Origin of the sequence: Exiguobacterium alkaliphilum 12/1 (assembly GCF_000714435.1) — a bacterium.
Lineage (GTDB): Bacteria > Bacillota > Bacilli > Exiguobacteriales > Exiguobacteriaceae > Exiguobacterium > Exiguobacterium alkaliphilum.
The window spans coordinates 64010-90688 of the sequence record NZ_JJMW01000063.1; the positions used below are offsets into that span (position 1 = coordinate 64010).

24 protein-coding genes and 1 riboswitch are annotated in these 26679 nt (G+C 56.1%); of the genes, 19 read left to right on the top strand and 5 right to left on the bottom strand.

The features are described 5' to 3' along the window. Positions 1-36 precede the first annotated feature (36 nt). The 6 genes from RT52_RS12995 to RT52_RS13020 are packed head-to-tail and all read left to right on the top strand — an operon-like array spanning position 37 to position 5764. The gene (locus RT52_RS12995; protein WP_034817871.1) at positions 37-354 is read left to right on the top strand and encodes an ArsR/SmtB family transcription factor; all 318 of its coding nucleotides are present in this window, start codon (positions 37-39) and stop codon (positions 352-354) included. Between the two features lie 13 nt (positions 355-367). Further along, positions 368-727, top strand: coding sequence for an arsenite efflux transporter metallochaperone ArsD (gene arsD, locus RT52_RS13000; RefSeq protein ID WP_034804586.1), 360 nt, complete (start codon positions 368-370; stop codon positions 725-727). 11 nt (positions 728-738) lie between these two features. Further along, the gene (arsA, locus tag RT52_RS13005) at positions 739-2496 is read left to right on the top strand and encodes an arsenical pump-driving ATPase (RefSeq protein ID WP_081852722.1); all 1758 of its coding nucleotides are present in this window, start codon (positions 739-741) and stop codon (positions 2494-2496) included. Further along, positions 2493-2771, top strand: coding sequence for a hypothetical protein (locus tag RT52_RS13010; RefSeq protein WP_034817873.1), 279 nt, complete (start codon positions 2493-2495; stop codon positions 2769-2771). The genes arsA and RT52_RS13010 overlap by 4 nt, the downstream gene beginning before the upstream one ends. Before the next feature lie 35 nt (positions 2772-2806). Further along, the gene (locus tag RT52_RS13015; RefSeq protein ID WP_034817874.1) at positions 2807-4093 is read left to right on the top strand and encodes an arsenic transporter; all 1287 of its coding nucleotides are present in this window, start codon (positions 2807-2809) and stop codon (positions 4091-4093) included. A gap of 12 nt (positions 4094-4105) precedes the next feature. Continuing rightward, on the top strand, positions 4106-5764 hold the full coding sequence (locus RT52_RS13020) for an FAD-dependent oxidoreductase (RefSeq protein WP_034817875.1): 1659 nt from the start codon (positions 4106-4108) through the stop codon (positions 5762-5764). 234 nt (positions 5765-5998) lie between these two features. Here RT52_RS13020 and RT52_RS13025 read toward each other — a convergent pair whose 3' ends face one another. Continuing rightward, positions 5999-7129, bottom strand: a complete 1131-nt coding sequence (locus RT52_RS13025) for a GGDEF domain-containing protein (protein WP_034817876.1) — start codon at positions 7127-7129, stop codon at positions 5999-6001. Positions 7130-7344: 215 nt separating this feature from the next. Here RT52_RS13025 and pulA point away from each other — a divergent pair, with 215 nt between their 5' ends. From pulA to RT52_RS13055, 6 genes are all read left to right on the top strand, one after another. Next, on the top strand, positions 7345-10266 hold the full coding sequence (gene pulA, locus RT52_RS13030) for a type I pullulanase (protein WP_034817877.1): 2922 nt from the start codon (positions 7345-7347) through the stop codon (positions 10264-10266). 132 nt (positions 10267-10398) lie between these two features. Next, positions 10399-11472, top strand: coding sequence for a nitric oxide synthase oxygenase (locus tag RT52_RS13035; protein ID WP_034817878.1), 1074 nt, complete (start codon positions 10399-10401; stop codon positions 11470-11472). An 18-nt stretch (positions 11473-11490) separates the two neighbouring features. Further along, positions 11491-11907: an RDD family protein gene (locus tag RT52_RS13040; protein ID WP_245175551.1), complete on the top strand. Its 417-nt coding sequence runs from the start codon at positions 11491-11493 to the stop codon at positions 11905-11907. 111 nt (positions 11908-12018) lie between these two features. After that, positions 12019-12870, top strand: a complete 852-nt coding sequence (locus RT52_RS13045) for a DegV family protein (RefSeq protein WP_034817880.1) — start codon at positions 12019-12021, stop codon at positions 12868-12870. 17 nt (positions 12871-12887) lie between these two features. Beyond that, positions 12888-13211 carry a thioredoxin family protein gene (locus RT52_RS13050; RefSeq protein ID WP_034817881.1) on the top strand — a complete coding sequence of 108 codons (324 nt, stop codon included), beginning with the start codon at positions 12888-12890 and terminating at the stop codon, positions 13209-13211. A gap of 104 nt (positions 13212-13315) precedes the next feature. Beyond that, positions 13316-14230: a DUF5996 family protein gene (locus RT52_RS13055; RefSeq protein ID WP_051690368.1), complete on the top strand. Its 915-nt coding sequence runs from the start codon at positions 13316-13318 to the stop codon at positions 14228-14230. A gap of 66 nt (positions 14231-14296) precedes the next feature. On the opposite strand, the gene RT52_RS13060 is transcribed toward RT52_RS13055, so the two are convergent. From RT52_RS13060 to RT52_RS13070, 3 genes are all read right to left on the bottom strand, one after another. Beyond that, positions 14297-15025 carry a hypothetical protein gene (locus tag RT52_RS13060; protein WP_235193367.1) on the bottom strand — a complete coding sequence of 243 codons (729 nt, stop codon included), beginning with the start codon at positions 15023-15025 and terminating at the stop codon, positions 14297-14299. A gap of 85 nt (positions 15026-15110) precedes the next feature. Next, positions 15111-17432, bottom strand: a complete 2322-nt coding sequence (locus tag RT52_RS13065) for an ABC transporter permease (protein WP_034817882.1) — start codon at positions 17430-17432, stop codon at positions 15111-15113. 5 nt (positions 17433-17437) lie between these two features. Beyond that, positions 17438-18136 carry an ABC transporter ATP-binding protein gene (locus RT52_RS13070; protein ID WP_081852723.1) on the bottom strand — a complete coding sequence of 233 codons (699 nt, stop codon included), beginning with the start codon at positions 18134-18136 and terminating at the stop codon, positions 17438-17440. A gap of 174 nt (positions 18137-18310) precedes the next feature. Between RT52_RS13070 and RT52_RS13075 the strand changes: the two genes are divergently transcribed. Then, positions 18311-19141 carry a DegV family protein gene (locus RT52_RS13075; protein WP_034817884.1) on the top strand — a complete coding sequence of 277 codons (831 nt, stop codon included), beginning with the start codon at positions 18311-18313 and terminating at the stop codon, positions 19139-19141. Positions 19142-19262: 121 nt separating this feature from the next. Next, the gene (locus RT52_RS13080; RefSeq protein ID WP_034817885.1) at positions 19263-20945 is read left to right on the top strand and encodes a GGDEF domain-containing protein; all 1683 of its coding nucleotides are present in this window, start codon (positions 19263-19265) and stop codon (positions 20943-20945) included. Positions 20946-20992: 47 nt separating this feature from the next. On the opposite strand, the gene RT52_RS13085 is transcribed toward RT52_RS13080, so the two are convergent. Further along, positions 20993-21634, bottom strand: coding sequence for a homing endonuclease associated repeat-containing protein (locus RT52_RS13085; RefSeq protein WP_235193366.1), 642 nt, complete (start codon positions 21632-21634; stop codon positions 20993-20995). A gap of 452 nt (positions 21635-22086) precedes the next feature. Here RT52_RS13085 and RT52_RS13090 point away from each other — a divergent pair, with 452 nt between their 5' ends. The 5 genes from RT52_RS13090 to ribH all read left to right on the top strand — a co-directional run bounded on the left by RT52_RS13090 (position 22087) and on the right by ribH (position 26638). After that, entirely contained in the window at positions 22087-22899 is an 813-nt protein-coding gene (locus RT52_RS13090) for an undecaprenyl-diphosphate phosphatase (protein WP_034817886.1), read from the top strand. A gap of 93 nt (positions 22900-22992) precedes the next feature. Beyond that, positions 22993-23135: riboswitch (FMN riboswitch) on the top strand. Positions 23136-23288: 153 nt separating this feature from the next. After that, positions 23289-24371, top strand: a complete 1083-nt coding sequence (gene ribD / locus RT52_RS13095) for a bifunctional diaminohydroxyphosphoribosylaminopyrimidine deaminase/5-amino-6-(5-phosphoribosylamino)uracil reductase RibD (RefSeq protein ID WP_034817887.1) — start codon at positions 23289-23291, stop codon at positions 24369-24371. Further along, positions 24352-24993: a riboflavin synthase gene (gene ribE, locus RT52_RS13100; RefSeq protein WP_034817888.1), complete on the top strand. Its 642-nt coding sequence runs from the start codon at positions 24352-24354 to the stop codon at positions 24991-24993. Before ribD ends, ribE begins: the two co-directional genes overlap by 20 nt. After that, on the top strand, positions 24993-26174 hold the full coding sequence (locus tag RT52_RS13105; RefSeq protein WP_034804528.1) for a bifunctional 3,4-dihydroxy-2-butanone-4-phosphate synthase/GTP cyclohydrolase II: 1182 nt from the start codon (positions 24993-24995) through the stop codon (positions 26172-26174). The genes ribE and RT52_RS13105 overlap by 1 nt, the downstream gene beginning before the upstream one ends. Beyond that, a complete protein-coding gene (ribH, locus tag RT52_RS13110; RefSeq protein WP_034804525.1) occupies positions 26174-26638 on the top strand; it encodes a 6,7-dimethyl-8-ribityllumazine synthase in 465 nt (154 codons plus the stop codon). The genes RT52_RS13105 and ribH overlap by 1 nt, the downstream gene beginning before the upstream one ends. Positions 26639-26679 lie beyond the last annotated feature (41 nt).

A 26679-nucleotide genomic window follows, 5' to 3' on the forward strand; every position in this document is an offset into this window, starting at 1 on the left:
TATAACGATATTGTTATACAGATAAGGAGAATGAACATGCATACAGCAGAAGAGTTGAGCAAAGTGCTCAAGGTGCTCGGCGACCCGACGCGTTTGACGATGCTCAAGCAGATGCAAGACGGTGAACAGTGCGCCTGCAGTTTCGTCGACTGCTTCGACATCTCGCAGCCTGCCATCAGCCGTCACTTGAAGATGATGCGGCAAGCGGGGCTTCTTTTGGAGCGTCGCGACAAACAGTGGATTCACTATCGATTGAACGAGACGAGCCCGTTTTATCCGATCGTCATCGAGTTATTGAACAACGTCGAGACGGACGTTGCGGACTGTGGCTGTGAGACCGAATGTGCCATTTAAGGGGGAAACGAAAATGAAACTAGAAGTGTTCGAACCGGCCATGTGCTGTCCGACCGGACTGTGCGGTCCGTCGATTGACCCAGAACTGACACGCATCGCGACCGTCCATTACGTGTTGAAACAACGTGGCTTTGACGTCGCGCGTTACAATCTCGCATCTGAGCCGAACCGCTTCGTCGAAAACGCGCATGTACAGGCCGAGATCGCGAAAGGGCTTGATACGCTTCCACTCACGCTCGTCGACGGGGCGATTCTTAAGCGCGGCGCCTATTTGACGAACGACGAGATTGCCGAACTGACCGGACTACCGGTCACGGCGTTCGCGAAACAAGACGGAGAGAAGCCGAAAGTGCGCATCACGCTCAAAAAATAAGGAGGATGCTTATGGACCGCTTTGATTTTCAGACGATTGAGCCGACCCGTTACGTGTTCTTGACCGGGAAAGGCGGCGTCGGCAAGACGTCGACCGCCTCGAGTCTCGCGTTGACGCTCGCCGACCGTGGCAAACGTGTGCTCCTCGTCTCGACCGACCCGGCGAGCAATCTGCAGGACGTGTTCGAGATGGAGCTCGACGAGACGCCGCGTGACGTGCCTGGCACCGCGCTCTCGATTGCGAATTTCGACCCGGAAGAGGCTGCCAAACAGTATATGGAACGCATGGTCGGACCGTATCGCGGCGTGCTCCCGGACGTCGCCATCCAGTCGATGGAAGAACAGCTGTCTGGCGCCTGTACGGTCGAGATTGCGGCGTTCGATCAGTTCACCGAGCTGTTGACGTCAGAACAGGCACGTGTGGCGTACGATCATGTCATCTTTGACACGGCGCCGACCGGTCACACGCTGCGGTTATTGACGTTGCCGAGTGCGTGGGATGAATTTTTAGAGACGAACACGACCGGTGCGTCTTGCCTCGGTCCGCTCGCAGGTCTTGCCGATAAGCAAAACCAATATAAGCAAGCGGTCGAGACGTTGTCGAACGGAGAGGAGACGACGTTGCTCCTCGTTGCCCGACCTGAAGTCTCGACCCTCGTCGAGGCGGCACGGGCCGCGACCGAGCTGCGCGCCATCGGCATCGAACGGATGCAGCTCGTCATCAACGGCGTCGTCGCATTAGAAGAAGGGACAGACCGCTATACGAAACGGTTCATCGAACGGCAACAACAAGCGCTCGGCGAACTTCCAAAAGCCGTCGCAAATCTGGAGACGTTCACGCTCCCGTATGCGTATGAGAATTTGGTCGGCGTGCCGGCTTTACGCCGCTGGGTGAACGGGGAGACGGTCTCCGTCCCGGACAAGACGTATGACGCGAGCCGTTACGGCTCGATCGATACGCTCGTCGATGCGATGGAAGCGGACGGACCGAGCGTCGTCATGACGATGGGGAAAGGTGGGGTCGGCAAAACGACACTCGCCTCGCTCATTGCCGTCGCACTCAGCGAACGGGGCCATGCGGTCCACTTGACGACGACCGACCCGGCGGCGCACGTCGCTTTCACGATCGGCGAAGACGTGCCGTCGACGTTCACGGTCGACGCGATCGACCCGAAAGTCGAGATTGAGAAGTACCGGATGGACGTGTTCCGGGAAGCTGGGGACATGAACGACGAGCAACGCATGATGCTCGAAGAGGACTTGCGTTCGCCGTGCACTGAGGAGATCGCCGTCTTCCGCGCCTTCGCCGATCAAGTGGCGAAAGCGAAAGACCGCTTCGTCGTCATCGACACGGCGCCGACCGGCCATACGCTTCTCCTTTTGGACGCGACCGAGAGCTATCACCGTGAGCTCGAACGCTCGACTGGTGTCGTCCCGGAAGCGGTGCGTGATTTGTTGCCGAAGCTTCGTGACCCGAAACAGACGCACGTCGTCATCACGACGCTCCCAGAGGCGACACCGGTGTATGAAGCGGAACGTCTCGTCGTCGATTTGAAACGGGCCGAGATTCACCCGTTCGCCTGGGTCGTCAACCAATCGTTCACCCCGCTCGACGTGACGAGCAAGCTGCTGACGGCGAAAATCGCGAGCGAGTCACCGTGGCTTGAACGTGTGCACGCGTATCCACGCCCGACGCTGTTATCGTGGCAAGAACAATTGCCGGTCGGTTATCCGGCACTATCCCAACTACTCAAGGAGGAAGTCAAATGAAGGTGACAAATGAAGCAATCGACTTTATGAAAGCGGCGCTCGCCGAGGAAGAAACGAAATCGGTCCGCATCTGTACGGAGGCAGGGTGCTGTGGTCCGACGATTGGTCTCCATATCGCCGCGCCAGAAGCGACGGACGACGTGAAAGATTACGACGGCCTCATGTTCGCCGTTGCGAAAGACGCCGAAGCGATGGCGGAGAACGTCACCCTCGACGTCGAATCGACGGAGGACGGCGTGAGCCTCGTCCTTCGCGGTCTGCAACAAACTTGCTAACTAAACACAAATAGAGATTATTGGAGGAACACATTGTGCAGTGGATTGCTAGTATCATTTTTTTGGTGACGCTTTTCCTCATCATCAAGCAACCGAAAGGCCTCGGCATCGGTTACTCGGCGATGGGGATGGCCGCCGTCGCCCTCATCACCGGCGTCGTCAATTTTAGTGACGTCGGGACGGTGTGGGGCATCATTTGGAACGCGACGTTCACGTTTATCGCCATCATCGTCATCTCGCTCATTTTAGATGAGATCGGTTTCTTCGAATGGGCCGCTCTACATATGGCCCGCATCGCAAAAGGCGGCGGCGTGAAGCTGTTCGTCTATATCACGCTTCTCGGCGCGCTCGTCGCGGCGTTGTTCGCGAACGACGGGGCGGCGCTCATCTTGACACCGATCGTCCTCGCGATGGTGCGGGCGCTCAAATTGCCGGACGCGGTCGTGTTGGCTTACGTCATGGCTTCCGGCTTCATCGCCGACACGGCGAGTCTGCCGTTCGTCGTCTCGAACCTCGTCAACATCGTCTCGGCCGACTTCTTCGGCATCGGGTTCGCCGAATACGCGGCCCGGATGGTGTTCGTCAACGTGTTCGCCGTTAGTGGAAGTTTGCTCGTCTTGTACTTGTACTTCAAAAAGGACATTCCGAAACACTATGATGTCTCGAAGCTCGTCGAACCGGCTTCGGTCATTAAAGACCATCGGATGTTCCGTATGTCGTGGGTCGTGCTCGCCCTGCTCGTCATTGGCTATTTCACGAGCGATATCGTCGGGTCCCCCGTCTCCATCGTTGCCGGTATCATCGCTTTGTTCTTCCTGATCATGGCGAACCGTTCACCGGCCGTTCGGACGAAAACGGTCCTCCGCGGCGCGCCGTGGGCAATCGTCTTCTTCTCGCTCGGGATGTACATCGTCGTCTATGGTCTGCAAAACGCAGGACTGACACAAGTGCTCGCCAATTTCATCGACTGGTTCGCCGTCAACGCGTTCACAGCGACGTTTGGGATGGGCTTCTTAGCGGCCATCTTGTCATCGATCATGAACAACATGCCGACTGTCATGATTGACGCGCTCGCCATCGATTTGACGAATACGACCGGTCAGATTCGGGAAGCATTGATTTATGCGAACGTCATCGGATCCGACCTCGGTCCGAAGATCACCCCGATCGGCTCGCTCGCGACGCTGCTCTGGCTTCACGTGCTCCGTTCGAAAGGGCTCAAGATTGGGTGGGGGCAGTACTTTAAAGTCGGAATCATCTTGACGATTCCGACGCTCGCCATCACCTTGCTCGGCTTATACATCAGCCTATTACTTTATTAAGGAGAGTTTAATATGAAATTAGTCATCATCGGTTCAGTCGCTGCCGGGACATCGGTCGCGGCAAAGGCACGTCGGAATAACGAAGACGCCCAAATCACCATCTACGACCGGGATTACGACATCTCGTACTCGGGTTGTGGCATCCCGTATTACGTCGGCGGAGAAGTCGAGTCGCGTGATGATTTGACACCGCGTGACGCGGCGTTCTTTAAGAAACGCTATCAGCTCGACGTGTTGACGCGTCATAACGTGACGGCGATCGATCATGAGGCCCAGACGCTCACGGTCGAGAACCTCGAGACGGGGGAAACATTCACAGACAGCTACGACCGCCTCGTTCTCGCCACTGGCGCTTCAAGCATCATCCCGCCGATCCCGGGCGTCGATTCGGACAACGTGTTCCCGATTCGAAACATCCAGAACGCGGAAACGACACGAAACTTCGTCGATGCGACGAGTCCGAAACATGCGACCATCATCGGGGCCGGGTTCATCGGGCTCGAGATGGCCGAGCAGCTCAAGCTGCGCGGTGTCGACGTCACGGTCATCGAGCGCATCCCACAAGTGATGCCGCCGCTCGACAAGGACATGGCGTGCCGCGTCGAGGACCACCTCGAGAAGAACGGCATCGAGCTCCTGCTCGGCGAGACGGTGACGGAACTCGTCGGGGACGGGCACGTCGAACGTGTCGTCACGGAGAGCGGCAAGACGATTGACACGGACCTCGTCATCCTTTCGGTCGGCGTGCGGCCGAACACGGAACTCGCCAAGTCGATTGGCGTCGAAATCGGCGAGACGGGTGCAATCGCCATCAACGAGCGGATGGAGACGAACGTCGAGAACGTGTACGCGGCCGGTGACGTCGCGGAGAGTTTCTCGCTCGTCACGGGAAAACCGATTTGGCGTCCGCTCGGTTCGACGGCGAACAAGATGGGCCGTGCCCTCGGCGACTTGTTGACGGGCGGCGACCTCGAGCATCGCGGCATCCTCGGCACGGGCATCTTCAAAGTGTTCGGTCAAGCCGTCGCGCAGACGGGCCTCTCGGAGCGTGAAGCCCGCGAACTCTGCTATGAGGTTGAAGTACTCCATAACACGAAACCGGACAAGCCGGCCTATATGGGTGGAAAAGATTTGACGATCAAAGCGATCGGCGACCGGGCGACGCGCCAGTTGCTCGGCGTTCAAATCGTTGGCTTCGATGGGGTCGACAAGCGAATCGATGTCTTCGTCACGGCGATGACGTTCAAAGCGAAAGTCGATGACTTGTTCCACCTCGACCTTGCCTACGCGCCACCGTTCTCGACGACGAAGGACCCGGTCATGTATACAGGGATGGCGCTCGCGAACAGTATGGACGAAACGGCACGTCTGATCACACCAGGCGAGTTGCAGAAACGGATTGATGCGGGTGAGGATATGCAGATTATCGATACGCGCAAAGCCTCACAGTTCGAGAAGGCGTGTGTCGACTGTGCGGTGAATATCCCACTTGGGGACCTGCGGACGGCGGCAAAAGATATGGACAAAGACAAACCGACCGTCGTCTACTGTAACGGTGGCGTGACAGGGAACGCGGCACAAAACGTGCTTCGCAACCTCGGCTTCACCGACGTCTACAACTTGTCAGGCGGTAACAAGAACTATCAATTGTTCAAGAAGTACGGAAACTAAGTCAGACGGCGTCCGCGTGATTCGGGCGCCGTTTTGTTTATAAAGAAGGATCTGGCGCATCGTCCTTTGGCGCCTTCGCTTTCCTAGGGCAAGCAGGGAGCCGCATCGCTGAACGCTGCTGGGTCTCCCTTTGCTTGCGATTTCCTAAGGAGTCTCCGGCGCCACGGACGATGCGCTCGAACGACCGTCAACTAATCGACGAAAGCGAACTAACCCCAGTGCCGTGCACTGGGGTTAGTTCGCTTTCAATTCTTTCCACTTGCCGAGACGGTTACGACCGCTCCGTTTGGCGACATATAAGCCGACGTCTGCTTTCTTGGTCAGTTGCGCAGACGTGACGACTTTCGCCTCCGACGTGCTCGCAATCCCGATGGAGACGGTGACGTCAATCGAGGATCCGTCCGGTAGAACGAACGGGGTTTCGGCGATTTGACGCAAGTAGCGTTTGCCGATGACGAAGCCTTGGGACAGGTTACAATCAGATAAGAGCACGGTAAATTCTTCCCCGCCGTTCCGGCAGACGACGTCGTCACTGCGCGCCGAGTCGTTCAAGCGTTTAGCAAGTTCGACTAAAATGACGTCCCCCGCGTCATGGCCGTATGTATCGTTGATTGACTTGAAGTGGTCGATGTCGAGTAAGAGCAAGGCAACGTCTTGCGTCCCGGTGAACACTTCTTCGTCGACGCGCTTCATCTCTTCTTCGAAACGACGGCGGTTGCCGATGCCTGTAAGCGCGTCTGTGAACGCCGCTTCCTTGTATTGGGAGATGAGCCGCTCCGACCGTTGCATCTTATGGATGCCGCCGTAAACGATATGAAGGACGAATCCGGCAGCGTACCCGATTGTGAGGAAGGCGAGGAACGTCCAAACGTATGTCTCGGCCTGATCATACGTGTAAAAATTTAGCAGGGAAAAGAGCGTGATGAACCCCAGACTGATGCCGTTGACGATGCGGATATCTCGGGACGGGATGATGCGTTCACGAAAATGCAGGAACGCGACAGAAACAAGGGCCGCGAGCGAATAATCCAAAAATGCGATCAACAAGAGCGTCTCCGATAAGATGAACGGCAAGACGAGAATACTCGCGACATACGTGATCCGCACGCCTGATAGGCCAAAGTAAAGAGCGGCGATCATGATGGGCACGAAGCCGTATTGAAAGTCGGCTTGGGCGTTCCACAACACGCCGTGTAGCGTGATGAGGACGGAAAGGCCGGCTAGTAAAAATGAGATGGTCACTTGACGCCGGAGCGGGAGCTTCGTCGTGAAACCGAGGCACGTGAGCCGGGAAATGATGTAAAGACCAGCGAGCAATAGGCTCGCATTGGCGACCAAATTATTGATGAGCTGTGTCAGTGACATATGGTGAACCATCCTCCTCTCCTTTCTATATACAGTTCATTCCTCCCAAATTGCAATCGTTTTTCAATTGGTAAATCGAGGTGGTTTGCCAACCGTTGGCGCGAAGTGGCAGAGCTTAGGTGCTTGATTAGAAAAACATTGAATTCAAGGAAGGAAACGTTTACAATTTTTGTGTAAGCGTTTTCTTAAATTTCATGCTACAAGGAGGGACCCTCATGGTCTACAAACACTGGAAACCCGTATGGGCAGTTGTGCTAACGTTTGCACTGATTCTGTCAATGTTTCCGATGTCAGCATCGGCCCTTGATAAAGGCAAGTCGACGTTAGTCGTCGTCCACTATCAAGAAGCACCTGGCAACCAGACGGATTGGAACTTATGGCTTTGGGCGAACGGCCCAGATTACTTCCCGAACAAAGGCTTCGCCTTCAACGGTGAGGACGACTTCGGCAAGGTGGCGGCCTACGAATTCCCGGTCGATTCACCAGAACGACTCGGTCTCATCGTCCGAACGGACAATTGGGACAAAGACAAAGGGTCTGAGAACGACCGCTTCATTACGAGCGACATGATCAAAGATGGTGTCGCCGAAGTGTGGATCAAGTCGGGGGACTCGAAGATTTACACGTCGAATCCGGACGGGGACACGGCGAAGACGGAAGTCGACATGAAAGTACACTATTTCCGCTATGACAATACATACACGGACTGGGGTCTTTGGACTTGGCCGGACGGCGGAGACGGACAGAGTATCGCGTTCGATGAGACGGACGAATTTGGTGCCGTGGCGAACGTGAAGTTCGCGAACCCGGACGCGAAAAAACTGATCGGCCTCATCACGAAAAAAGGCGACTGGGCTGAAAAAGACGGTGAAGACCGCTTTGCACTCAGCACGGCGAAAGAGATTTGGCTCGTCGAAGGCGAGTCGACCATCTATTATTCAGAGCCTGAAATCGATCGCTCACCGAAAATCGTCGCATTCGAGGCGACGACGTTCCGCACGGCGAAGCTCACGCTCAACCGCACCATCGATGCTTCGTTCGCGAAAGAACTGAAAGTCAATGGGGCGAACGTGAAATCAGTCGAGGTAACGGGGGACAAATCGGTCACGATTCAATTCAACGAAGACATCGATTTGACGAAAGTCATCACGGCGACACACCCGACGTTCGGGGAACGCGTGCTCCAAGCGGGTGACGTGCTCCGTTCACCGGAGTTTGACGCGAAGTATGCGTATGACGGCAAGCTCGGCATCACGTACCAAAAGTCGAAGACGAACTTCGTCTTGTGGGCCCCGACAGCCCAAGACGTCAAACTCGAACTTTGGAACATGCCGAAAGACCGACCGGCAAACGATCAAGACATCAAGAAGACGATTCAAATGAAGCGTGGGGAACGCGGCACGTGGATTGCGGAAGTGCGCGGTGACCTCGACGGCATCGGCTACACGTATAACGTCAAGCACGCCTCGGGCAGCATCCGTGCGGTCGACCCGTATGCGACAGCAGTCGGCGTGAACGGCGACCAAGGGGTCATCGTCGACTTGAAAGAGACGAACCCGAAACGTTGGAACAACATGAAACCACAGTTGAAGCAATCGACGGACGCGATCATTTACGAGACGCACGTCCGGGACTTCTCAATCTTCGACGTGACGTCGAACACGTACGACTCAGGCATTCGCCATAAGGGCAAATACCTCGGTGTCGTCCAACCCGGCACTCGCTTGATTGAGAATGGCAAGAAGACGGATACGAAGACAGGGCTCGACCACGTCAAAGATTTAGGCGTGACGCACGTCCAGTTTATCCCGGTGTACGACTATAACACGGCATCGGTCGATGAGACGAACCCGGACGCGAAATACAACTGGGGTTACGATCCGAAAAACTATAACGCGCCAGAAGGGTCATATTCGACGAACCCGTATGACGCGAAAGTTCGCATCACGCAATTGAAAGAAATGATTCAAGGGCTCCACGACCATAACTTGCGCGCGGTCATGGACGTCGTCTACAACCATATGTTCGATGCTCAGGCGTCGAACCTTCACAAAATCGTTCCTGGCTACTACTACCGTTACACGGCAGGCGGCGACTTCGCGAACGGGACCGGCGTCGGAAACGACACGGCTTCAGAGCGGAAGATGATGCAAAAGCTCATCGTCGACTCGACAGTGTACTGGGCAACCGAGTATAAGTGGGACGGGTTCCGCTTCGACCTCATGGGGATCCATGACGTCGACACGATGAACAAAGTCCGCCAAGCGCTCGACAAGGTCGACAAGTCGATCCTCGTCTTCGGCGAAGGTTGGGACCTCGGCACACCGCTCGACCCGGCATTGAAAGCGAACCAAAAGAACGCCTACAAGATGCCAGGCGTCGCGCACTTTAACGACAACATCCGTGACGGCTTGAAAGGCAGCGTCTTCATCGACACGGACAACGGCTTCATCAACGGCAAAGACGGCCTTGAGAATCGCATCAAGACCGGCATCGTCGGGGAAATCGATTACAACGCGGACATCAAAGGCTACACGAAGCAACCGACGCAAGCGATCACGTACGTCGAAGCGCACGACAACCACACGCTTTGGGACAAGCTCGAGCTCACGAACCCGGAGACGTCGGAAGCGGACCGGACGAAGATGCACCGTCTCGCCTCGAGCATCCTCTTGACGAGCCAAGGGACGACGTTCATCCACGCCGGCCAAGAGTTCATGCGGACGAAAGAAGGCGACCACAACTCGTACAAGTCGCCGGACCGCATCAACCAGATGGACTGGAAACGCGCCGCCGACCGGAAGGCGGACGTCCAGTACATGAAAGGTTTAATCGAAATGCGTAAAGCCAACCCGGGCCTTCGCATGACGGACGCGAAAGACGTCAAGAAAAACGTCAAGTTCTACCGTTCTGAGCCGAACGTCATCACGTACTTGATTGACGACAAGGCACCAGGCCAGAAGAAAGATTTGTTCATCACCCATAACGCCAACGCGAAAACGGTCAAAGTGAAACTCCCGACTGGGCAGTGGAACGTGATCGTCGACGGGAACCAGGCAGGCACGAAGACGATTAAACGCGTCTCGGGCTATGTAGACGTGCCGGCGTACGCGACGGTCGTTGTGAAACAACCATAACCTCTAGACCACGGTTTTCCGTGGTCTTTTGTCATGGTTCAAAAAATTAACATATCCACCTAAACAATTCAGTTGATGCACATCTCCCAAGTTCTATAAGATGAAAAAGACAGATATGAAGAGGAGATAGACATGATGGTACAGGCAGCACGAGACTTTTTCTCACAATTGAAAGGAGATCAGACGGAACGATGGATGGAAGTGGAGTCAGAAATCAATCGGACGGGCACATATACGCTGACGACCGAAGAGTTGACGGAAGGGGCGAAGCTCGCCTGGCGCAACTCGAACCGTTGCATCGGCCGACTGTTCTGGCAGACGCTCCACGTGCGTGACGCCCGGGACGTGACGACGTTTGACGAGGTGTTCGACGCGCTCGTCGCACATCTCCGTTTCGCCACGAACGGCGGCAAAATCCGCTCGACGATGACCGTTCTCCCAAACGAATTTCGTCTTTTGAACAGCCAGCTCGTCCGCTACGCCGGCTACGAGACGGCGGAAGGGATCATCGGCGACCCGTTGTCGCTCAATATGACGAGACAAGCCGAACGACTCGGATGGCGCGGTGCCGGGACGGCGTTTGACGTGTTGCCACTCCTAATTACGGACGGGCAAGACGTACGGTTGTACGAATTGCCGGACGACGCGGTGCTCGAGGTCGAGATTCACCATGACGACTACGACTTGTTTGACGGGCGGACCATCCAATGGCATGCGGTCCCGGCCATCGCCGATATGGAACTAGAAATCGGAGGACTCCGTTTCACGTCGGTGCCGTTCAACGGCTGGTACATGGAAACCGAGATTGGGGCGCGCAACTTGGCCGACGCCGACCGTTATAACTTGCTGCCACTCGTCGGTGCGTCGCTCGGGCTCGACATCACGAAAGAGCGGACGCTTTGGCGCGACCGCGCGCTCGTCGAGCTGAACGTCGCCGTCTTGCAGTCGTTCGAGCGGTCCGGCGTGACAATCGTCGACCATCATACGGCGGCCAAACAGTTCAAGCGGTTCGAGAAGAACGAGACGGACGCGGGACGTGACGTCACGGGGCAGTGGAGCTGGCTCATCCCGCCGCTCTCACCGGCCGCGACGCACGTGTTCCATCAACATTACGAAGACCGGGTCATGACACCGAACTTGTTCGCCCGTTCCGGATGCCCGTTTTCCGCGTTTCAAGCGAAGCCAAAAGAGGAATTGAAAGGCTAGAACCGAAACGAAAGGATGATGAACGTGGCAGTCCCAATCTGGAAGCGTGCCGTCGCCAGTCAAATCGACCAACTCATTTTTCAGACACCGGCCAAACTGATTGAAAAATCGATTCGCAAAGCAATTTGGCCTAAAAAAGAAGTGAAGCGTTATTACTTACCGACGCTCGTCACAATCACCGGAGAAGTATACTTCCTCTTGAATCGGAACGGCCAGACGATCGGTGACCAGGTCGTCGGCATCAAAGTCGTCAGCCAAGACGGCCGTCCGCTCTCGCTCGAACAAGTCGTGAAACGGACGCTCTATAAGGACGTCGTCTACCCGGCGACGCTCGGGCTCCCACTCCTCCGGGCGCTCCAACAGATGAAGTCGAACAAGGACGTCGAACTCCCGCACGACGAGTTCGCCCACACGAAACTGATTTCGACAAAATGACTCGGGCAGGGCGATGCGAATCGTCCTGCTTTTTTCATCAGGCAAGTGGCGCCTGAAATCATGTATAATGAGAGAAGACAAATTAGAACGACCACTGGAGGACTTGTACTTATGACAAAAATCGCATGGATCACAGATAGTATGGCCAACTTCTCGAAAGAGGAGGCGGCGACGCTCGGCGTCGAGATCGTCCCGATTCAATTGATCGTCGACGGCAGCGGCTATAGCGAGACGGACTTGTCGCTTGAAGACTTGCACCGCTACATGATTGAACAAAAGAAAGAGGCGAAGACGTCACAACCGATCTTCGGTGACTTCATCGCCCGCTATGAGCGGTTGAAAGAAGACGGCTACGACTGCGCCATCGCCGTCCACTGCTCGAACGGGTTGAGCTCGACGGTGAAAAATTCGAGCGCAGCGGCCGAAGCGGCCGGTTTCAAGGTGTTCACGGTCGACTCGCACGCCGCGCTCGAGGCACAACAAGAGCTCGTCCGTCTCGGACGCGCGGCCGAGGCGGAAGGGAAGTCTCCAGAAGAGATTGTCGCCTTGCTCGAGGCGTGGCGCGACAAGAAGAACTTCTTCATGATTATCGGCAACATGGAGACGATGCGCCGTGGCGGCCGTGTCTCGTCAGGCGAGCTCTTCCTCGCCAACATCTTGAACATCAAGCCGATCATCACGCTCGATGAGACGGGGAAAGTCATCCCGTTCAAAAAGGCACGCTCGCTCAAGAAAGCGTACGCCGAGATGGTGACCGAGCTCGAACGCCGTCACGCCGCGAACGGGGTGAAGGACAACCGTGTCATCGTCCAGACGGCGCTCGCTCCGTCGATGCAAGACGACCTCGTCGCGCTCATCGAATCGAAACTGCCGACACTTGATGTCGTGCGCACGCGCTTCTGCCCGTCGATCGCGGTCCATGCCGGCTTCGAGACGGTCGGTGTGCTCTGGCTCGACGCGTAATGGAAGGAGGGATGGATATGGAAAGCGTGACGACCCTTGACGCCTTGAACGAACGGATCGCAGAAGCGGACCAGCTCCTCGTCTACGTCTCGCACCCGGGATGTAGCGTCTGCCATGCGCTCAAGCCGCAAGTCGAAGACATGCTGACCGCGTTCCCGCAAATCGCATCCGTCGCGGTCGATTCGGACGAAGTGCCCGACATCGCCGGCGCGTACTCGATTTTCACCGTGCCTGTCGTCTTATACTTCATGAACGGAAAAGAGATGCTCCGCCGGGCCCGGTTCGTGCCAATCGGCGAGTTGACGCACCAACTCGAACGAATTCAAGACATGCGTAAGTAATCCGCAGGCAGACGCCTGTGGATTTTTTTGATTGTCGCACCACCTCATCGGGAATCGGTAAGAGAGTCACGTCGGACGTTCAATGGAGAAATGGGGAATCGATTATGCACATGCTGCGCCACTCGGAGTGGGCGGATACGAAGCTCACGCTCCACCTCGTGTCACAGATTTTAGGGAAAATCAAACTCGGACTAGCCCTGCAACAGCCGCAATGGGCCCACGTCACGTTACCGCTCACCGTGAGCGGCTTCTCGACCGGACCGCTCTATGGCGGGGGCAGGTGGTTCGAGATTGAAGTCGATGTCCTGACCTCAGAAATCACCGTGCAAGTCGAGGGGAGTCGAGCGGTCATCCTGCTTGCCGACGGGACGTCCATCAAATCGTATTACGACGCCATCGTCTGGGCGCTCGAGTCGTCTGGCGTCACGGTCAGGATCAATCCGAAATCGCAAGAGATGGCCGAGACGCGGTGGCTCGACCGAAACGAGACGCCGCTCGCCTATGACGCCGATGCGGCGCAAAAAGGACTCCAGTTGTTCCGTGATGCGGCAAGGGAACAAGCGATGTTCCTCGCCCCGCTCCGGTGCCGGAAAGTGATGCCGGCCTTGTTTTGGGGCACGTTCGACGTCTCGTCGCTCATCGTCTATAACGCACACGAACCGTTCCCGAAAGATTTGGTCATCGAGCAGGCGGCGTTTGACGAGCCGATGATTGAGTTCGGCTTTTGGCTCGGGGATGCGTCCGTCGACGTGCCGACATTTTTCATTTTGCCGTATCCGTTCCAATATACGGAACTCCCATCGGAGCGGCTACAACCGGCGGACGCCTACTATGACGCCGCGATGAGCGAATGTTTCCTGTCACTCGAACATACAGCGGACGGGGACGTCCAGGCTTTCTTCCGTACGTCGTTCGATTTGTTGAGCGAGCGGCTAGGGTGGGAAGGATGCGACCATTATTTTTTACCGCTCAAGATGCCCGCGCAGTCGCAACAAGAGCCCACGGACGAAAGTCCGTGAGCTCTTGTTTTGTTACTATCTATTATTTTTTTCGATTGAAAATAATCGATTAATCAATCATCTAAATTAGCCTTCTGTTGTCTGCGGTACGAGGTAAATCAAGCCGAACGGGTTGTGGAGCAAGTTGTCAATCGACGTGCGTTCGTCTTCACCCATCTCGACCGTGAACGTTCTGCCGTCATCGAAGGCGAAGCTGTCGCCGTCGCCGAACATCGAGCCACCTGAAATCAAGTGGAAGTTGAACGAATGGATGACGTGAATCGCATCTTCGACGTCAAGCGTCGACGGGACGGCGACGTCGGCTTGACCGAACGCTTTCATGCCCCACGACATGTAGGCCGTCTCCTCTTCAGTGATAGCCGTGAGGAGCGAGTAGTCGAGGGCGAGGTCTTCTTCTTTCGACTCTTGCCACTCCTCTTTCGAGTAGGCGACGCCTGCCGTCTCGACCATGACACCGAGGCCGCCCGCGTTCAAGAGCGCGTTCGCCGCACGACGGGCTGCCGCGATGTCCGACACGTCGTTCACATCGACGATCAAGTAGACGATGTGCGTGTGACGGGCCAGTCCTTTCGCGATTTTTGGCGTGAAGCCGCTCGTGCTCGCATGAATCATCGCCTCGGCGAGCGCCGGGTCGCGTTCGATGACCTCGACCGTGAACGCTTTACCGGTCTCGTCTTCAAGTAGCAACAGACCTGCCATCGTGTAGCCTTCGCTATGTAAACTGATTTGTTCGTTGACTGCCTCGGCCGATGACCAGTTTCCTGGGATGGCGAGCAACACTTGTGTACGGTTCATATGAATCATCCTTTTCTGCAAATAGTCAGGCCCCTCATGCGAGAGGCCCGGTCTCTTCTCTTATTATGCCCTATTTCGGGACAAATTATTCTTGATACGTCTTCAATACTTCTTGGAGCGGGATATTGTCGATTTTGCGGCGGCTGATGAACGTGCTCGCGAAGAAGAGGAGCGTCACCGCGCCGAGCGTATACACCAGGTACATCCATTCGAACTCGAGCGGCAGGACGAGTCCGTAATCTTGTGCGAACAAGACGATGATGAGCCGAAGGACGAGGAGCGCGATCGGGATACTGAGGAGCGCCGAGACGAGCGCATAGACGAAATAGCTGTCGAGAATCATCGATCGGACCTCACGTCGGTCGTAACCCATCACTTTCAAGAGCGAGATGACGTAATAGTTTTTTTCGACTGTGAGCGCGGTCAGGACGAACAGGATGCTGAACGCGATTAACGCGGAGGCGCCGATCATGACGTTCATCATGAAGTTCATGTATTCGTTAATCGATTTGGACTGGTCGATCAAGCTGTCACGCGACAAAATCGTCGGATAGTCGGTCTCGTCCGGTCGTTCGGTCGCATAAATACCGTTGAACAAGTCGCGTGACGTCCCGTCCGACAACTGTTCGCTGAGCGCTGTGCGGGCCAAGTAGACGATGTCACCCGCGTACTCGTCGGCGATGCCGCGAACCGGATACGACAACGTCTCGTTGTCAAGGGCGACCTCGAGCGTGTCCCCGGCCTCGAGACCGAGCTTCAAGGCGAGCGAAGCGCTCACGATGACCTCGTCTGAGGCGGGCGTCAAGTCGTTCCCGTCTCGGTCCGTCAGTCGATAGAGCGTGGCCGTGTCGTCGAGTCCTTTCAGCGTGACGAGCTTGTCTTCGACGAACGCGAACGGATAGGTGAGGAACGGCTCTTGCCCGTCGCGAAGCGTAGGTTGCGTCGTCGTGTACGCCTCGTACGCGTAGTCGGCCTCGTTCAACTCGCCGACCGTCATCCGATCGACCGCCCCGTTCATCATGAGGGCGAAGACGATGAGGAGCGTCGAGAAGAGAATGCCGAAAAAGAAGATGATGAAGCTGCCCGTGCTCTTGACGGCGTATAAATATTTGAACTTCGTCTTACCACGTGCGTTTCGAAGCAGACGGCTGACGATGCGGCTGAGACGGTTGAGCGACACGTTGTCGCGAGGTGAGAGGAGCGCGAGCGCGCTCTCACCCATCAATTTATAAATGACGGCCCCGGCGACGAGCGTGAAGAAGAGGAGCGGGGCGAAGACGGCCGTGAGAAAGACGAGCGGGCTTTGGGCGATGGTGATGGACGGCAATAGATAAAAATCGAGATATAGGTCTTTGAGTGGGTCGGCGAAATAGAGGCCGAGGAAATAGCCGACGACGAGCATGACGGTCGCGAACAGCAAGATGAGCACCAAATACGGTATGGCGATTTGGCGTCGACTGTAACCGATCGCTTTCAACAGGCCGATTTGACCGCGCTCGGCCTCGAGCATGTTCGAGATCAAGATGGCGACGATGATGACGGCGATGGAGACGATGAAGAGGCTCAAGCCGAGCGCCATCGCTTTACCGGACGAGATCTCACTATAGATGGCGCCACTACGCATAATGTTTTCCGTCTCCATGACCGAGATGACGAACGGGAGGTCGACGTCCGTTTGGACCGTCTCGTCCGTGACGCCCGCGAGACGGAACGATTCCGTCCCGCTCAGCGTTTCATAAGCCGAATCCGTCATGAGCAAGAGCGTCTGCGTGCCCGGGTCCAGGTTGAAGAAGTTGTCGTCAAAGAGCGGCAACGTATAGTCCGGGAACAAGACGAACCCGGTCACCGTGAACGGTTCCCCGAGGTCGATCGTGTCGCCGATGTCGATCCCGTTCTTTTCGGCTGACTTCGTATTGATGGCGACCTCGTCGTCCGCGCTCGGAGGTCGACCGGCCTCGAGGTAGGACAGGTTGATCGTGTCCGCGTCTTTTAAGACGAGCCCACGATGCTCCTTGTCGTCGAACGTGTAGTTGAACAACTTCGAGGAACGGAGTTCGAGCGTCACGTCGCCCATCTCACGCGCGACGGCATCGATGCGGGAATCGATTAGCGCTTCGAAGGCCGCCTCGTCGTCACGTTTCAAGTCGGCGAGCGTGTACCGGCCAGCGGCGATGAAATCAGCGAGCGCCGGTGTGGCCGCCTCCTCCTCGGTGACGCGGTTGAGCATCTCGACGGCGAAGTCTTCCTGATTCGACGAGGCGAGATATTCCTCGGTCGGCACTTCGATGCCGCTGATGCCGTAGAACATCATCGTGTACGTGAGCGAGCTCATGACGATGATGACGGCGATGGCGAGGAGTTCCATCCATTTGCCGGCGAGCGTCTTCCATACGTTTTTATACAGCATCTGTCTCACCCCCAGTGGATGTCATGAGCGGCTTGTTTGACCGGGTTGTGTGTCAGTTCGACGATGCGGCCCGAGTTCATCTTGATGACGTCGTCGGCCATCGCCCCGATGCCGGTGTTGTGCGTGATGACGACGACCGTCTTGCGGTATTTCTCGTTCAAGCGTTCGAGCAGCTCGAGCACTTTCTTCGAATTGTCCTCGTCGAGCGAGCCCGTCGGTTCGTCGCAAAAGACGATGGACGGGTTTTTCGCAAGGCTCCGGGCGACGGAGACGCGCTGTTGCTCCCCGCCGGACAGTTGATACGGATATTTATCGCGAGCGCCTTTCAGTCCGACTTGGTCGAGTAACTCGTCAATCGGGAGCGGGTCGTCCGTCAAGTCGGCGCCGATTTGAATGTTCTCATAGACGGTCAAGTTTTGGAGCAGATTATACTGTTGGAAGATAAAGCCGAGGTGGTCACGTCGGAACGCCGTCATCTGTTCCGGGGTGAGGTCGGTCAGGACGATGTCGTCGAACGTGATCGTACCGGATGTGACCGTGTCGAGACCACTGATGACGTTTAAGAGCGTGCTCTTACCGCTCCCGCTCGGTCCTAAAATGACGACGAACGCCCCGTCCTGAATCGTCACATCGACGTTTTTCAACGCAGTCGTCTCGACGTCGCCTGTCTTATAGATTTTCGATACGTGCTCGAGTCGAATCATCAGAAACCCTCCTTTGTCCGTTACAGGTTATGTACCCGCTTTCAAAGAAGTGGCGTCGAATCCGTTTGAACATTTCACGAAAACGGGTACATTTTTCAAAAAATAGTGAAACCGCTTCAACTGTGATAAAATAATATTACCAGGTACTAATTTTTGTTTGGAGGAGAAACTACTATGAAGATTGCTTACATTACGGACAGCACGGTCGTCTTACCGGATTCGATTAAACACCACCCGGACATCCACATCGTCCCGCTTTATGTCGTCAAAGGGGACACGCCATATAAAGACGGCATCGAGGTCGACGCGGAGACGGTCTATGAATGGATCGACGCGGGCGAGCGCGTCTCGACGAGCCAGCCGGCGATCGGGGATTTCGTCACGATTTATGAAGAGTTGAAACAGACGTACGACATGGGCATTGCCATCCACTTGTCATCCGATTTGAGCGGGACGTACTCGGCATCGGTCCAAGGGGCGGAAATCGCCGAGTTCAAACTGCTCGCGATTGACTCACGCGCCGGTATCTATACGATGGGACTTTTGCTTGCGGAACTGATCGAGCGCGTTGAGCGCGGCGATGCGCTCGAAGACGTCGAGGCGTATATGAACGAGCGTGTCAAGGACGTACGCATCGAGTTGACGATTCAAAACTTGACGCAGATGCAAAAGGGCGGACGTATCTCGAAATCGAAAGCGCTCATCGGCAACATGCTCCAATTGAAGCCGGTGCTCCGTTTCGAGGACGGGTTGATCGTGCCGTATCAGACGGTGCGGACGTACAAGAAGGCGCAGGCCCATCTGTTCGAGGTCATCCGCGCCGCCATCGAGTCTGGCGAGTGCACGGACGTCTCCATCTTCCACGGAAACGTGCCAGAGTTGGCCGAATCATGGAAGCAACAACTCGGGGACGACGTGCCGATTCGAATCGATACGCTCGCACCGCTCCTCGGCGCCCATACCGGGTCGGGCTCGATTGGCATCTCGTACTTGAAAGCGAAATAACGAGCGAACCGTGGCCTCGGCCACGGTTTTTTATTGTCACAACTTTCAAACTTCGGCTGGAATCTTCCACCAAAACCCTTCATACTGTAAACGAATGCTAAGTTGAAAGGGAGGAAAGACGATGCGATTTCGCAAATATCTCGTTCGCAGTTGGTTGTCGTGGTCGCTCGTCTTTGCCGGGATCGCTTACGCCACGTGGCAGAACATGGGGGCGTTCGACTGGACGCTCTTCGGTTTCATATACACGCTCGGTGCCTTATTCGTCATGAACCCGCTCAAACGGCGCCATCTTCACTTCACGTTCCACGAGATGTTCGTCTTTATGACGTTTTTCTTGTATGGGCTCGTGCCGGCGCTCGTCATGGGTCAATTGTTGTTACTTACGTTCCAGGCACGCTCGTTCACGAAGAAGGTCGGCCGGCGTCGCTTCCTGCATTTTTATCCGCTCAATACGCTGATTGAGGCGATGATTTTGCTCGTGCCCGGGCTCGTCTACTTGCGACTCGGCGGCGAGATTGGCGCATCGGTCCATCTGCTCGAGCAAGGGATGGCGCTCCTCGCGTTCTTCGCGACGCTCTATCTCGTCCTCGGTTTCAGTTTCGTCTTGTCCCGTTTCTTGATTGGAGAGCGAATCCCGCTGCCGATCATGTGGCGCCTGCTCCGCTTCGACTGGCTCGTCGTCTCGCTCGAACTACTGTTCACGATGGTCGCCATCGAGGCGTATCAGCTGTTCGGCTATGTCGGCTTGATGGGGACGTTCTTCGTCTTGTCGCTCTTGAAGATGAGTCTTTCGAAGGCGACGGAGACGGAAGAGACGCAGACGAAGATCGATCAAATCGAACGGTTGAAGGAACAGTTGTACCGCGTCGACAGCGAACCGCTCCTCATCGAGAAGTTTTGGAACGGGATTCGCGAGATCGTCGAGGTCGAGCGTGGCTGGATTCAAGTGAACCGGGAAGGGGTGCGCACGTTCTACGATATGACCGGGCGCGTCGACCACGGCATCCCGGACGCCTACACGCTCGAACGGCATCGGGACGCCTCCGAACCGTACTTCCTCTACGACTCGCTCCATGAATGGCACCCCGAGCTGTTGGCCCATCAGAGCGAGCTCCATCACTCGGCGCTCGGCATCCAGCCGGTGTATAGCCCGACGAACGCCGTCAGCTTCATGGTCTCGACGACGGCGAACGGGGCGTATGAAGAGGCGCTCGCCGTCGAGCTGCATCGTCTGTTGAAGACGCTGTCGTGGTCGCTCGAACGCATTGACGAGCGCGACCGGCTGCAACATGAGAGCCTGACCGACCCGCTCACCGGTCTTCCGAACCAACGGGCACTAAGGCGCTGGACGAAAGAACGGATGAACGATGTCGCCTCGTATCCGTTGTCGGTCTTCTTGATCGACCTCGACCATTTCAAATCGGTCAACGACACGTATGGACACGCGTTCGGCGACGAGGTGTTAATCGAAGCGGGGGCGCTGTTCACACGACTCGTCCGTGGCGGCGACCTCGTCACACGATATGGCGGGGAAGAGTTCGTCTTCGTGTTTCCGCGGATGAACGAGATGTCGGCCTTGTTGACGGCAGAAAAGATCCGTCAAGCGCTCAAGGCCCATCCGTTCGGCACGGAAGGGGTCCGGCTTCAAGTGACAGCGAGTATCGGCATCGAGACGATTCACGAGTTCGACGAGCTCGACACCGTCCTACGAAACGCCGACCGGGCGATGTATGTTGGGGCGAAGTTCAACGGACGCGACCGGGTCGCCCATTATCGGGACACGTCGACGGAACGAATTCAATAAGAAAAGGAGAATCCGCGATGGATTCTCCTTTTTGCATGAATGATGGATTATAATTTCGAACTAAATATTTCAGATTCGACCGCGTGGATGGCAGCCGACCAAGAACCGTAACGGTGTAAAATGGCTTTCGTCGAAGGTTTGTTGTTTCGTTTCGCCCATTCGCGATACGCCTCGAAGGAGAGGGAGAAGCCCATCTCGTGAATCGCTTCCCGGAGCGCGCCGGACAGTTCCGACTTCGAATAGGTGACACTCGCCTCAAGACCGGCTTCGGCGCAGGCGTCGTGCCATGACCCGAACGTCTTGACGATGTGGTAATGGCTCGGGGCCTTTGGATGAAGTTTCCGCCATTCCTGATACTTTTTCAATGTGATGATCGAGCCCATGTCACGCGAATAGAGCGCGAGCGTCTCGATGATGTCATCACGCGTATACTTCGGCATCTTATCCGGAAGATCGACGGTCGTCTCCCCGTGCCATTCGTAACCGGCGATGGCGAGCGCCTCGGCCCATGAGCCGAACTGACGGATAATCGACTCGGGGGACGGCCAGTTTTGTTCCATCGCGAAGCGGCGATAGACGGAGCGGCGCGGACGTTCCTTCAACAAGTCCCCGAGGAGGCGAATGCAGTGGATCATCCTCTGCTGTTCGGTGGACAGGTGATGGGATTTAGTGGATAGCGATTGACTCAATGATGGTTCCTCCTTCCATGGACTCATATCTGAACCGACAATGATGACGAAAAATGCTTCTACAATCATACTATCGGACAGTTTTTCGAAATCATAAGTGGATTTCGTAATTTCTTTGTAACGTTTTAACAGAAGACTAGGTCTAAAGTCAGGTTCAGAATTCGAAAAAAGGGTAACAGTTCTATTACAAATTTAATAACAAGTGGTTCCAATTGTAAACAAAAAGTTTTATAAATGGGTAAAATGTAATAATTTGTACAAAAAAGTACCCAACTGGTCAATGGGGTCATCGCCTTTGCACCAGTTGAGTACCCTTCTATAATAAATTTAATTTTCAGACTAATCAATAAAAGTTTTTAAAATATATGATTTTTTTCAAAGAGTGGTCAGTGTAAGATAGAGTCTGCTAAAATAGCCGCATTGAGTGAAAAAAGAAAAGAGGACAATTTGATATGACAATCTGGTTATTTTACTTATTGCTCGGTGTGATTCAAGGCTTCACCGAGCCGATTCCCATCTCGTCGAGTGGGCACTTGGTCATCTTCCAAGAGCTGTTCAACATTCAGTTGCCGGGGTTGTCGTTCGAGATTTTCGTCAACTTCGCCTCGCTCCTCGCCGTCTTGACGATTTACCGGAAAGACGTCGTCCGCCTCGTCGTCAGTCTTTGGACGTTCCTATTTAAGAAAGACCGGAGCGACGACACGATGGTCGACGTCAAGTTCATCGGGCTGTTGCTCGTGGCGACGGTGCCGGCCGGCGTGCTCGGTGTCGTTTTCGGCGATTGGATTGGCGAGACGCTAAGCGGTGTCGCGACGGTCGGGTATACGTTGATTCTCACAGGTCTCGCGCTCTGGTTCATCCGCAACATGCGTGGGAGCAAAGGCGACGGCGGCATCACGCTCCGTGACGCCATCTTGATCGGGCTCGCCCAGGCGGCCGCGCTCATCCCAGGGATTAGCCGGTCGGGCGCGACGATCGTCATGGCGCTCCTCCTCGGTATCAAACAAGAGACGGCGCTCCGTTTCTCGTTCTTCATGTTCATCCCCGTCAGTCTCGGCACGATTCTATTAGACGGACCGGCACTGTTCACGAACCCGGAGACGCGCGAGCTGTTCGGTCCGCTCATCGTGGCGTTCATCGCCTCGTACATCTTGACGGCCGTGTCGTTGAAATGGTTCCAACACATCATGGCCAAAGGCGAGCTCAAGTACTTCTCGTTCTATTGCTGGGCGGTCGGGATTCTCGTCGTCTTGTTCTTAGCTTAATTTGTCGGCGCTGCTCACACGAGCGGCGCTTTTTTTGCGTATTTTGTTTTGCGCTCCTCTTCATTTTGCGCTACAGTTGATGCGTACAAACAAATATTCCTTCGGGGTCGGGTGAAAGTCCCAACCGGCGGTGATAGGCGAACGCCTTAAGTCCGTGACCCGGGCGCACGTGTGCGAACGGTGGATCTAGTGAGACTCTAGAGCCGACAGTATAGTCTGGATGGGAGAAGGAAAAATCGACAGGTCCACGCGACCTGTAGTTCGTCGTACGCTTTTCTGCAAAGAAAATGTTTATTTGGCTTGTCCAAATACGACTGACACCTCCCACCGAGACCTTGAGGACATGTCCTTCAGGTCTTTTTTGTTTGTACGAAACAAGGAGGGAGATTATGAGACAGTACATGCAACATGCCATCCAATTGGCCAAGTGCGCCGACGGACAGACCGGGGTCAACCCGCTCGTCGGCGCCGTCGTCGTCAAAGACGACCGGGTCGTCGGATTCGGCGCCCATTTGAAGGCGGGCGAACCACATGCCGAGGTGCATGCCATCCGGATGGCCGGCGCGTCCGCGTTCGGTTCGACCGTGTACGTCACGCTCGAGCCGTGTTCGCATCACGGGAAGACACCGCCATGCGCCGATCTCTTGATCGAATCCGGCGTCCGTCGCGTCGTCATCGCGATGGAAGACCCGAACCCGCTCGTCGCCGGACGTGGCATCGCTAGGCTGAAGGCGGCCGGAATCGAGGTCGAGGTCGGTCTGCTCGAGAATGAGGCACGGGCGCTCAATCCTGCGTTCCTACGCTCGCTCGAGACGAAGCGTCCGTACGTCATCTTGAAGACGGCGACGAGCCTCGACGGGAAAGTCGCGCTCGATTCTGGTGACAGCAAATGGGTGACCGGGACGGAAGCCCGGCTCGACGTCCATGCGCTACGGGCGAACGTCGACGCGGTGTTGACCGGAATCGGGACCGTCATCGCGGACGACCCGGCGCTCACGGCGCGACTCGAGCGGCCGACTGAACAACCGCTGCGTGTCGTGTTAGACCGAGAGTTGAACGTGCCGCACGCGAGCCAGCTCGTCCGCACGGCGAACGAACTACCGGTGCTCGTCTATACGACGTCCGATGATGTGTCGAGACGTGAGGCACTCGAGTCGCGTGGTGTCGAACTGGCGGACTATACGACGCTCGAACGGGTGCTCGAGGAACTGTACGCCCGCGGCATCGGCCGTCTCCTCGTCGAGGCCGGTCCGACGCTCGTGACGTCGCTCTTAGACGGGGGATACATCGACGAGTGGGTCATGTATCAGTCCCCACGCGTCTTCGGTGGCAAGGCCGGGTTCTATCGCTCGAATCATGACGGACCGCTCGAGGCAATCGAACAATTTGACGTTCGTTCTGTCGAGACGATCGGCAACGATATCAAACTCGTCATGCGAAAGGGGGAGCCCGATGTTCACAGGAATCGTTGAAGAAATCGGTAGCGTCAAAGCGGTGAAACGGAACGGGCCATCGCTTAGGCTCACGCTCACGGGTGACATCGTCTTGCAGGACGTGAAACTCGGGGACAGCATCTCGGTCAACGGGATCTGTCTCACGGTGACGACGTTCGACGAGCGGACGTTCGCAGTCGACGTCATGCCCGAGACGCTCAAAGCGTCGAGCCTTGACGGCGTCCGCCCGGGGACACGTGTGAACTTAGAGCGGGCGATGCCGGCGAACGGACGATTCGGCGGACACTTCGTCTCCGGTCACGTCGACGGGGTCGGGCGCATCGTCAAGAAACGTCCGCTCGCGAACGCGGTGTACGTCGACATCAGCTGCGAGCCGTCGCTTCTCCGGTATATCGTCCCGAAAGGTTCGATCTCGGTCGATGGGACGAGTTTGACGGTGTTCGATGTGACGGAACGCGGCTTCACGCTCTCGCTCATCCCGCACACGTACAGTGAGACGGTGCTCGGGATGAAACAAGCCGGGGACACGGTCAATTTGGAATGTGACATGTTAGCAAAATATATGGAGAAGTTAGTGAATCAAAAACCGATGACGCTCGAATCGTTGGCGTCACAAGGATACGGAAAGGCGGGATGGTGATGTTTGACACGATTGAAGCAGCGATTGAAGACTTGAAGCAAGGTCGCCCAATTATCGTCGTCGATGATGAGGACCGAGAGAACGAGGGGGACTTCGTCGTCCTTGCTGACAAGATGACGGCCGAGACGATGAACTTCCTCATCACGGAAGGGAAAGGGCTCGTCTGCGCCTCGCTCGCTGAAGAAGTCGCCGTCCGGCTCGACTTAAAGCCGATGGTCGAAAACAGCACCGACCCGCATGGGACCGCCTTCACCGTCAGCGTCGACCACGTCGACTCGACGACGGGCATCTCGGCGAGTGAACGGGCCCACACGGTGCGCGAGCTCGCCAACATCAACGCCCGGCCCGTTGATTTCCAACGGCCGGGACACATCTTCCCGCTCATCGCGAAAAAAGGCGGCGTCTCGGTACGACGCGGACACACGGAGGCGTCGGTCGACTTGGCCCGCCTCGCCGGTAGTGAACCAGTCGCCGTCATCTGCGAAATCATCCGTGAAGACGGGGAGATGGCCCGGGTACCTGACCTTGAACTTGTGGCAAAAGCCCATGACTTGAAGTTCGTCACGATTGAGGCGCTCGTCCGCTATATGGAGACGGATCTCGTCACGCGCGAGGCGGACGTCACCCTCCCGACGGCCAAGGGCGGATTTCGCTTGCTCGGGTATCGGAACGTCCTCGACCGAGAAGAACACGTCGCGCTCGTGAAAGACGGGCTGAGCGACGTTCCGCTCGTGCGTATCCATTCGGAATGTTTGACCGGTGACGTGTTCGGGTCATATCGCTGCGACTGTGGACCGCAACTCGACACGGCACTCGCGCGAATCGAGGCCGAAGGCGGTGTCGTCTTATACATGCGCCAAGAAGGGCGCGGGATTGGGCTGTTGAATAAGCTAAAGGCGTATGAACTGCAAGAGAATGGGCTTGATACGGTCGAGGCGAACGTCGCGCTCGGCTTACACGCCGATTTACGCGATTACCGGGTGAGCGCGGCGATGCTCCGTGACCTCGGCGTCACGACCGTCCGGCTCATGACGAACAACCCGGAGAAAGTCGACGCGCTCGAAGCGTGTGGCATCACCGTCATGGAACGGGTGCCAATCATCGTCGGGGAACATGCGGCGAACGAGAAGTATCGGCTGACGAAACAACAAAAAATGAATCATTTTGGAGGAGAAGCATAATGGTGAACACATTTGAAGGGAACTTGGTTGGTAAAGGATTAAAAGTCGGAATCGTCGTCGGACGGTTTAACGATTTGATCACGATGCGCTTATTGGACGGGGCGAAAGACGCGCTCAAGCGCCACGGCGTCGAACAAGAAGACGTCGAGCTCGCCTTCGTACCGGGTGCGTTTGAGCTCCCGCTCGTCGCCAAGAAGATGGCGATGAGTAAGAAGTATGACGCGGTCATCACGCTCGGTGCCGTCATCCGCGGGGCGACGCCACACTTCGATTACGTCTGTAATGAGGCGGCGAAAGGAATCGCCCAGGCGAGCTATCAGTCGGAAGTGCCGGTCATCTTCGGCGTCTTGACGACCGAGACGATTGAGCAGGCGATTGAGCGGGCCGGAACGAAAGCCGGAAACAAAGGTTGGGAAGCGGCGACGTCGGCCATCGAGATGGCCAACTTGATGCGCGCCTTTTGAGGAAGGTTTAGGGAGGAAGAAAAAGGGGGGCGTCTCGCTCT